General features: G+C 67.7%; 8 protein-coding genes. 7 read left to right on the top strand and 1 reads right to left on the bottom strand.

Translation table 11 applies throughout. The features are described 5' to 3' along the window. Positions 1-152 precede the first annotated feature (152 nt). Positions 153-638 carry a GNAT family N-acetyltransferase gene (locus G8760_RS23355; protein ID WP_343074453.1) on the bottom strand — a complete coding sequence of 162 codons (486 nt, stop codon included), beginning with the start codon at positions 636-638 and terminating at the stop codon, positions 153-155. Between the two features lie 617 nt (positions 639-1,255). Here G8760_RS23355 and G8760_RS23350 point away from each other — a divergent pair. The 7 genes from G8760_RS23350 to G8760_RS23320 all read left to right on the top strand — a co-directional run bounded on the left by G8760_RS23350 (position 1,256) and on the right by G8760_RS23320 (position 8,731). Further along, on the top strand, positions 1,256-2,278 hold the full coding sequence (locus G8760_RS23350) for a dipeptidase (protein WP_166355240.1): 1,023 nt from the start codon (positions 1,256-1,258) through the stop codon (positions 2,276-2,278). A 156-nt stretch (positions 2,279-2,434) separates the two neighbouring features. Beyond that, a complete protein-coding gene (locus G8760_RS23345; RefSeq protein ID WP_166355239.1) occupies positions 2,435-4,069 on the top strand; it encodes an ABC transporter substrate-binding protein in 1,635 nt (544 codons plus the stop codon). An 89-nt stretch (positions 4,070-4,158) separates the two neighbouring features. After that, positions 4,159-5,016: a hypothetical protein gene (locus tag G8760_RS23340; protein ID WP_166355238.1), complete on the top strand. Its 858-nt coding sequence runs from the start codon at positions 4,159-4,161 to the stop codon at positions 5,014-5,016. A 30-nt stretch (positions 5,017-5,046) separates the two neighbouring features. After that, the gene (locus G8760_RS23335) at positions 5,047-5,271 is read left to right on the top strand and encodes a tautomerase family protein (RefSeq protein ID WP_166355237.1); all 225 of its coding nucleotides are present in this window, start codon (positions 5,047-5,049) and stop codon (positions 5,269-5,271) included. Next, a complete protein-coding gene (locus G8760_RS23330; protein ID WP_166355236.1) occupies positions 5,268-6,248 on the top strand; it encodes a D-2-hydroxyacid dehydrogenase in 981 nt (326 codons plus the stop codon). The genes G8760_RS23335 and G8760_RS23330 overlap by 4 nt, the downstream gene beginning before the upstream one ends. Then, positions 6,238-7,269 (top strand): NAD(P)-dependent oxidoreductase, encoded by a 1,032-nt coding sequence (locus G8760_RS23325; RefSeq protein ID WP_166355235.1) that lies wholly within the window; start codon positions 6,238-6,240, stop codon positions 7,267-7,269. Before G8760_RS23330 ends, G8760_RS23325 begins: the two co-directional genes overlap by 11 nt. Next, positions 7,256-8,731 (top strand): aldehyde dehydrogenase family protein, encoded by a 1,476-nt coding sequence (locus G8760_RS23320; RefSeq protein WP_166355234.1) that lies wholly within the window; start codon positions 7,256-7,258, stop codon positions 8,729-8,731. Before G8760_RS23325 ends, G8760_RS23320 begins: the two co-directional genes overlap by 14 nt. Positions 8,732-8,747 lie beyond the last annotated feature (16 nt).

The raw sequence follows: 8,747 nt of genomic DNA, 5'->3' as shown, positions 1-8,747 counted from the left end.
CAACAAAAACGCCTGCTCACGATCCACACGCCGGTACCCCTTCGCCATAACGCCGAACCATGCCAAAGCACCACCCACCAGGCACCACGACACGCCGACCAGCACCAATGCAAAAAGCAACAGGCTGCATAGGGTGAGTAACTCGCACATGATCAAGGCGAGCTGGACTCGGATGGTCGCTCAGAAGCGATTGCTGAGACGGGCGATGGGCCGATCCGTCCGAATGAGACCCACACGTCGGGAGGGAGGTCGGGGCGGCCCGGCACAGCGCGACGCTCCTCAGTCCAGTCCTGACCGGCGACGATGGTGGCGACGCGGCGCCAGAAACGCGCGGCGCCAGCGTTGACGTCCTGGAAGGCGACCTGCCAGGGTCCCGGGTGCAGATTCACCAGATCACACGCGGCACGCAGACCGGCTCCCTGGCGTCGAACTCCGCGCACGACGACGAACGAGTTGATCGTTCTCACCGACCCGCCCAGCCCATAGATGAACGCCAGCCCGATCGGGCGATCGTCGCTGGTGATCAGGTAGGGGATCCAGTCCGGGTGATCGAAGGCCAGGTCCAGGCGGTCGCTGCGATACGTGGCATCGGTATTGGGTAGCACGCCGTTGAATTCGGACATGTCATGCCGGAACATCAGCCAGAGGCGTTCGACGGTGGGCCGATCGGCGCTGTCTGCCGGATGTAGGGCGACGTTGAGTGTGGACACAGCTCTCCTTCAATCATGGCGATGCTGAAAGCGTGCGTCATCGGCGGGCTCTCAGCGACGGGTGATAGCGGCCGGATCTGGCGGGGGCCAGATCTAGCGGGTGCCCGGATCTGGCGAGGCGGCCGGGGTGGCGTAGGCGGCCCGCTTTGGCGGGGACCGGATGGGATCGGGCCCACTAATCACGGAAGCCTCCCGTTCGGCGGTTCGCCGGGTCGGGAGGCTCAACAGGATCTCGACGGCATTGTAGGCATACACCACCCAGTCCCGATGGATGGGCCACGGCGGGGGGCCGGTCTTGCTTGATCATGTGCGAGCTACTCACCCTATGCGGGGTGTAACTCGCACATGATCAAGCAGCGGAGGCGCGCCCCGCGCGCCAACGTGCAACCAGGACATGAATCGCCAGAAGTGACGAAATTCGTAACTCTTAAATTAGAAAGTAACGAATAGCTCTAGACTCTAGCGTTCATCATCGAGAACTCGTAGCATGCTCCACAACGTTCGGGCACGGCGTTCCGGTCGACGGAGGGAGCCAGGCGTTGAGTATGAGCCAATCAGTAGCAGCGAAACCCGATGAGCAGAGGTTGCGGGAGCTCCACAACAGCGCCGTCGTCATGGACGGCAGCACCGTCATCGAGTTGTCGCGAGACCATGCGCGGCGGGTCCGCCGCGGGGGCGTAACCGCCGTCAACCACACGGTGTGTACTCCTTACGCGGATACCACCGAGGCGCTGAAGGAGGTCAACGAGTGCCGGCGGTGGATCGATGCGAACGCCGACGACGTTCTGCTGGCCCTGAACGCGCGGGACATCCAGCAAGCGAAGGAGACCGGCCGCGAGGCGGTTGTCTTCGGACCTCAGGACACCGAGATGATCGGCACCGACCTCGATCTGCTGGGCACCTTCTATGACCTCGGGGTGCGGATCCTGCAGCTGACCTATCAGCGGCAGAACTTCGTTGGCTCCGGCTGCGGCGAGCAGACCGACAGCGGGCTCACCGGCTACGGCCGGAGTTTCGTCCAGGCCATGGACGAGCTGGGAATCGTCGTCGACGTGTCGCATTGTGGTGAGCGCACCGGTCTCGACGCCATGGAGGTGTCGCGCAACCCGATCCTCGTCACACATTCGTTCTGCGACGAGTTGTCCCCGCACATCCGGGCGAAGTCCGACGACTTCCTCCGCGAGCTGGGGCAGCGCGGTGGTGTCATGGGTATCACGACGTTGTCGGCGTTCCTGTACTACCCGGACGAGCCGCGTCGTCGCCCAGACCTCAAGCGGTTTGTCGAGCACGTCTCCCACGTGGCCGAGGTAGCCGGCGTCGATGCGGTGGCAGTGGCCACCGATTACGACGAGACGATGACGCCGCAGCGGCGGGCGGCCGAAGGGCCGGAGCTGGCCAAACTGATCGGCGATTGGGCATGGGAAGACCGCCGGGCCGTCGGCATGGACGACGCCGGGGACTTCTTCAACTTCACCACGGCTCTGGCCGAAGGCGGCTTCTCCGACGAGGAGATCGTCAAGATCCTGGGTGGCAACTGGCTCAGGGTCCTGGGTGCGGTGTGCGGCTAAGACCCGCCCTGGTGTCCGGCGAACGGTCTGCGACGACCCCGCCGGACCCGGGCCGCCACGGGTGGCCACAACGATCCCCGGACCCATGTGGTGGCACACCAACCTCGCACCGACCGGCCAGGTCATGGCCGACGTCGTCGAGAGGAAGGGGAACTCATGAACGGCAAGGTGATACGGATCGCCGGTGGGCTCGGCCTAGCCGCCGCGCTGCTGGTGGCCTGTTCCAGTGGTGGTGCCCCGCCGTCCGGTCCGCCCGGAGGAACCACGGGTGGCGAGACTGACGAGGCGCCGCAGGACCAGCAGTTTGAGGTCCGGCTCGAGGACGAGGAGCCGGCCGGAGAACCACAACACGGTGGCCGCCTCGACCTGATGATCCGGCTCGACGCATTAGAGCTGGATCCGCACAAGATGAACGAGACGTCGGCATTCCTGATCAACGAGCAGATTTACGAGTCGCTGCTCCACCTCTACCGCGGTGAGCTTCAGCCGGGGCTGGCCGAAGAGTGGGAGCAATCCGACGACGGTATGACGTTGACGTTCCGGCTCCGGGACAACGCCTACTTCCACAGCGGACGGCAGGTGACCGCGGACGACGTCAAGTACTCCCTGGAACGGATCGTCGATCCAGACACCCTCGCTCCACGGGCGCGCAGCTACGAGTCGATCGACTCGATCGACACACCGGACGAGTCGACCGTGGTCCTGAACCTCAGCCGGCCCGATGCGGCGTTGCCCACCATGCTGGCCACCGCGGCGTCGTCGATCGTCGACCGTGACGTCGTCGAGGAGGAGGGCGGCCTGAACGGGTCGGTGGACGGCGGCAGCGGGCCGTTCACGCTGGCCAGTCGGGTGGCCGGCGAGAAGATCACCCTCGACCGGGCCGACGACTACTGGGAGGAGGGGATTCCGTACCTCGACGGCATCGACGTCACCTTCAACCCCGACGACAACGCCCGGGCCGCCGCCATCCGCAGTGGGACGATCGACTTCCTGGTGTGGGCCGCACCGGAGTTCGTCGACTCGCTCCGCCAGGAGGACGGGCTGAAGATGTACACACGTTCCGGTGCGCTGTCGTTGCATCTGCGGATGAATACGTCCAAACCCCCATTCGACGACGAGCGGGTGCGGCAGGCGGTGTTCTACGCGTTGGACCGGCAGGAGCTGCTGGACGTGGCCAACTCCGGGTTCGGGACGGTGCTCAACGCCGGCTACCTGCCGCCAGACCGTTACGGCGGGCTGACCGAGCCGATCTACGGCGAACCCGACCTCGACCGCGCGCGGCAACTGTTGGAAGAGGCCGGGTACCCGGACGGCTTCGAGGCCGAACTCCTGGTCATCTCGACGTCGGCGTTCCAGGTCCGGCAGGCGGAGGTGGAACAGCAGCAGCTGGCCCAGATCGGCATCGACCTCACCATCGAGACCGCTGAGATCGCCGTGGTGAACGACCGCCTGGCGCAGGACGACTTCGACCTCTATCAGTCGGGTTTCTCGTTGACCTACGACCCCGACGAGCGGTTCAGCGCCAGCTTCACCGACGGCGGCGGGTTGAACTACTCGAACTGGACCGACCCAGAGTACGAAGATCTCATCCTGCAGGCCCGGTCGGAACTCGACCCGGACGCCCGTGAGCAGCTGTACCGGGAGGCCGAGACGATCCTCGCCGCTCGTGGTCCGGTGGCGATGACGTTCCAGAACGCGGATTTCGACGTGGTCCAGGAGGACGTCATGGGATACGCCGGTGACCCTACCCCCACCTACCGGTTCTACAAGTACCTCTGGCTGGACCGCTGACATTGCCCGGGCCGGCGCCGGCCGGGTGCCGGCCGGGTGCCGGCCCGGGTGCACCCGAACCCGCCGCGACCTCGACGAAAGGCCCGCACATGCCCGTACCCAGCCTCGCCGATCGCTACATCGTGGCCGCCCGCCTCAAGGGATACCTCAATAAACACGACGAGGCCGTCGCCTTGCTCACCGAGGCACTACGGCAGCAGCCCGACGACGCACGGCTGCTGCGGTTCCGGGGGCATCGCCGGATCTCCATCCGGGATTACGACGGCTCGGTGGCCGACCTGGAGCGGGCGGCCGAGCTGCTCCCGGACACGGAGGACGGTTACGAGCTGTACCAGCTGGAGGTGGAGACGGACATCGTGCACCTGCTGCTGGGCCACCCGGATCGGGTGCGGGAGCAGCATCTGCCGGTGAGCCGGGCGGCCGGCCACGAGAACCTTGCGCTCTACATGACGACGCTGCACACGTCGGTCTGGTACCACCTCGGAGTAGCCCGCTACCTGCGGGGTGACTTCGAGGGGTGCCTGGAGCCGTTCGCCCGGGCCAACCAGACCGCCCGCCACCGCGAAGGCCGGGTAGCCAGTCTGGACTGGCAGTACATGGCGCTGCGCCGGCTCAACCGGGGTGCCGACGCCGCCACGGTGTTGGACGAGTTCCGGGCGGTACCCGCCGAAGACGGCGCGCCGGACGTCGGCTACGAGAAGAGGATGCGCCTGTACACCGGTGAGCTCAGCCCGGACGCGCTGCTCGGACAGCTCGCCGGCGATCCGTTGATGATGGCGACGCAAGGGTACGGGCTCGGCAACTGGTACCTATACAACCACCAGGCCGCGAAAGCCGAGGAGATCTTCGACCAGGTGCTCGCCACCGGAGTCACCCACAGCTTCGCCTACCTCGCCGTGGAAGCCGAACGTGCCCGCGCCGGCAACGGCGCTCGCGCGAACAACTGATCCCCTTCTCGACCGAAAGGAACGTGACCTATGGCCATCGTCAGAGTGGAAATCGCCCGGCGCGAGCAGGCCGTCCGGGATGCCATCATCGCCGATATCACCGAGGTGATGGTCAAACACGGGGCGCGGCGGGAAGGCACCCAGGTTCTCCTCTACGAGGTAGACATGGACACGTGGGGGCAGGGCGGGCTCACCTACACGCGGCGTAAACAGAACGTCGACGCCGGCTTGAACCCGGATGGCTCGGCCCCATGAGTGCGCCGCTCGTGCTGGTCAGCGAGCGCTTCGCCGGTTTCATGATTCCGCGGTTGAGTGAGGCGTATCCCGACCTGGCCTTCGGCGAGATCGCGTTGTCCGACGGCACGATGCGAGACGAATACCTGGACGCGCAGATCATGCTGCGCAGCGCGATGAACGAGGACGTGTTCCGCGCGGTGCTGGACACGTCCGAGCGGCTGCGCTGGGTGCAGATCACCGCCGCCGGGTTCGACTGGCTCGCCAGCGACCAGCTGACCCGACGGGTCGAATCCGGGGGCCTTCTGGTGACCCGCTCGGTCAACTCGTTCAACGTACCCATCGCCGAATATGTGGTCGCCGCCATGTTCACTGTCGCTCGTCGGTTCCCCGAGTTCTACGAACACCAGCGGGTCCGGCATTGGCAGTGGGGAGTCGAGGCGGGGGAGATCGGCGGCAGCACGGTGGGAGTGTTCGGCACCGGGGCCATCGGCCGCGAGGTGGCCTGGCGGTGCCGGGCGCTCGGGGCCCGGGTGATCGGGGTGAACCGCTCCGGCACGCCGGTGGAGCACTTCGACGCCGTGGTCGGCCGGGAGTCCTTCGCCGACGTCCTGCCCGAGTCCGACTACGTCGTGCTGGCCATGCCGCTCACCCCGGAGACCCACCACATGTTCCAGGCCAGCGAGCTGAAGCTGATGAAACCCGACGCGGTGTTGATCAACGTCGGGCGGGGAGCATTGGTGAAGGAAGCCGATCTCCTCGAGGCGCTGAACCAACAATGGATCGCCGGCGCGGTGATCGACGTGTTCGACGAGGAGCCGCTGGGAGCGCAGAGCCCGTTGTGGACCGCGCGTAACGCCCTGCTCACCCCGCACACGTCGTTCCGCGCGGTCAACAACCCGCAGCGGCTGCTGGCCGACTTCCAGGCCAATCTGGACCGCTTCCTCGCTGGTCGCCCATTGCTCGGCATGATGAAAGAACCGGCCCTTGGCTACTGATTCCGGGTCGCCGCTCGCCGTCGCGGGGGGAGCGGCGGCCCGGCCAGTGGTGCTGCTGACCGAGCCGATCGATGCCGACGCCGAGCGTCAGCTTCGTGAATACGCCGAGGTGCGGGTGGCTAGCGGCACCAGTGTGGACGTGTTGTGCGCGGAGGTGTCCGAGGCGGCGGCGTTGATCGTGCGTAGTTCACCGCTGCCCGCCGACGTCGTGGCCGCGGGCACCCAGCTGCGGGTGATCGGCCGGCACGGCGCGGGCACGGAGAACGTCGACGTCGCCGCGGCCACCGCGCGGGGGATCCCGGTGGTCAACACGCCGGCCGCCAACGCGGGTGCGGTCGCGGAGTTCGTGCTGCTGGTGGTGTTGACCCTCACCCGGCGGCTGCCTGAGCTGCGTGAAGTGTTCCTCGGCGGGCGGCTGCCCGGTGGATCGTTGCCCGGCGCCATCAGCCGTGGTGGCTTGCTGGGGCGTGGCCTGTCCGGGACGACGCTGGGCCTGCTCGGCTACGGCGCCATCGGGCGACAGGTGGCGACGCTGTTCGCCGCCCACGACGTCGACGTGATCTTCCACGACCCCTACGTCACCGGTGCTACACCCGGTGCGCAGGCCGTGACCGTCGACGAACTGTTGCGACGCGCGGACGTCATCAGTGTGCATACCCCGCTGACCCCCGATACCGCGGGTCTGCTGAACGAGCGGACACTGGCCCGGACTCGGCCCGGAGTCGTCGTGGTCAACACGGCGCGCGCCGCCATCGTGGACCGGGCCGCCATGCTGTCCGCGCTGGACTCCGGCCAGGTCTCCGCCTACGCGGTGGACGTGTTCTCACCCGAGCCGCCGCCCACCGACGACGAGTTGCTCACCCACCCCAAAGTGTTCGCCACGCCGCACATGGCCGCCATGACCAACGACGCCATGGCACGGGTGGCGCGCTGCGTCGTCGACGGCGTACTCGACGTCCTGGCCGGGCGGCGGCCAGCCCACGTGGTCAACCCGGAGGTATACGGCGATGGCGGCGGTTGAGGTGCAACGTCAGCCGGATGAACCGGCTTGGGTGCGGGCACACTGGGCCGGCACCTGGGCCGACGGCGGCGGGGCGGAGGTGGCGACGCACAACCCGGCACGCCACTCCGAAGTACTAGCCCGGTTCCGCGAGGCAAACGCCGCCGACGTCGACGACGCGGTGCGGGCGCTGGCCCAGGCCCGGCATCCGTGGGCACGTCGACCGATACCCGACCGGTGCCGGATCCTCAAGGAAACCGCCCGGCTGTTGGAGCAGCGCGCTGAACGTTATGGCGCCGAGCTGAGCCGGGAGGAAGGCAAGGTGATCGGCGAGGCCATCGGCGAGGTGCGCCGGGCCGCGTCGATTTTCGCCTACTACGGCGCCGAGGCCGACCGCGCCCAGGGCCAGTGGTTCGCCGGCGGCACCACCGGCCAGAACCTCTTGGTGGTCGACCGCCCGGTGGGTGTGGTCGCGGCGGTGACCCCGTGGAACTTCCCGATCGCCATCCCCAGCTGGAAGATCGCCCCGGCGCTGGCCTTCGGCAACCCGGTGATCTGGAAACCGTCGCCGCTCACGCCGCTGCTGTCCTGCCGTTTGCTGGAGTGCCTGCTGGAGGCGGGCCTGCCACCCGACGTACTGGCGATGATGCCCGGCGGAGCCCAGACCGGTATGGCCGTGGTGACCCACCCCGACGTGGACGCGGTGACGTTCACCGGCTCGACGGCGGCGGGGCGGGTGGTGGTGGAGCGGTGTGCCGCGTTGGGGCGGCCGGTGCAGGCGGAGACGGGTGGCCACAACGCGGTGATCGTCGCTGCCGACGCCGACCTCGAGCGCGCGGTGCGGGCCGTCGTCGTCGGGGCGTTCTCCGGCAACGGCGAGAAATGTACCGCCACCGCGCGGGTCATCGTCGAGGAGTCGGTGGCCGACCGGTTCCGGGAGCTTCTGGCTGCCGCTGTTGCGGGTTTGCGGGTGGGCCCGCCGACCGATCCGGCGACCGACGTCGGCCCCCTGATCAGTGCCGACGCACGGGGCCGGTTGCAGGAGCAGGTGGCTACCGGGCTGGCCGATGCGACGGTGGTGGCCGAGGGCACGGTCCGGCCGGAGCTGGCCGCCACGGGGTGGTTCGTGCCCCCTCTGGCGGTGGAGTTGTCCGCCCCGGCTGGTGAGTTCTGGCATGCGGAGATCTTCGGCCCGGTGGTGGTGATGTATCGCGCCGCCTCGTTCGACGCCGCGCTGGAGCTGGCCAACGACTCACCGTTCGGCCTGGCTGGAGCGGTGCACACACGTCGCCTCGATCAGGTCCATGCGGCCGTCGAGCGGTTCGAGGTGGGAATGTTGTCGATCAATGAACCGACGACGGGTGGTTATCCGTACGTGCCGTTCGGTGGCTGGAAGGCGTCCGGAGCCGGACCGAAGGAGCAGGGGGCGGCGGCCCGCGAGTTCTACAGCCGGTCGATGACGGTGCACCTCTCCTTGACGTGACCACCCCGGCGGGGAC

The sequence above is a fragment of the Phytoactinopolyspora limicola genome (assembly GCF_011320225.1).
Classification (GTDB): Bacteria; Actinomycetota; Actinomycetes; order Jiangellales; family Jiangellaceae; genus Phytoactinopolyspora; species Phytoactinopolyspora limicola.
This window is presented reverse-complemented; position numbering and strand designations above follow the sequence as displayed.

What these genes read in the sequence shown, in the direction of transcription:
- G8760_RS23355 (WP_343074453.1), bottom strand. Translation starts at nt 638, where the DNA reads ATGTTCCGGCATGACATGTCCGAATTCAACGGCGTGCTACCCAATACC.
- G8760_RS23330 (WP_166355236.1), top strand. Translation starts at nt 5,268, where the DNA reads ATGAGTGCGCCGCTCGTGCTGGTCAGCGAGCGCTTCGCCGGTTTCATG.
- G8760_RS23350 (WP_166355240.1), top strand. Translation starts at nt 1,256, where the DNA reads ATGAGCCAATCAGTAGCAGCGAAACCCGATGAGCAGAGGTTGCGGGAG.
- G8760_RS23340 (WP_166355238.1), top strand. Translation starts at nt 4,159, where the DNA reads ATGCCCGTACCCAGCCTCGCCGATCGCTACATCGTGGCCGCCCGCCTC.
- G8760_RS23345 (WP_166355239.1), top strand. Translation starts at nt 2,435, where the DNA reads ATGAACGGCAAGGTGATACGGATCGCCGGTGGGCTCGGCCTAGCCGCC.
- G8760_RS23335 (WP_166355237.1), top strand. Translation starts at nt 5,047, where the DNA reads ATGGCCATCGTCAGAGTGGAAATCGCCCGGCGCGAGCAGGCCGTCCGG.
- G8760_RS23320 (WP_166355234.1), top strand. Translation starts at nt 7,256, where the DNA reads ATGGCGGCGGTTGAGGTGCAACGTCAGCCGGATGAACCGGCTTGGGTG.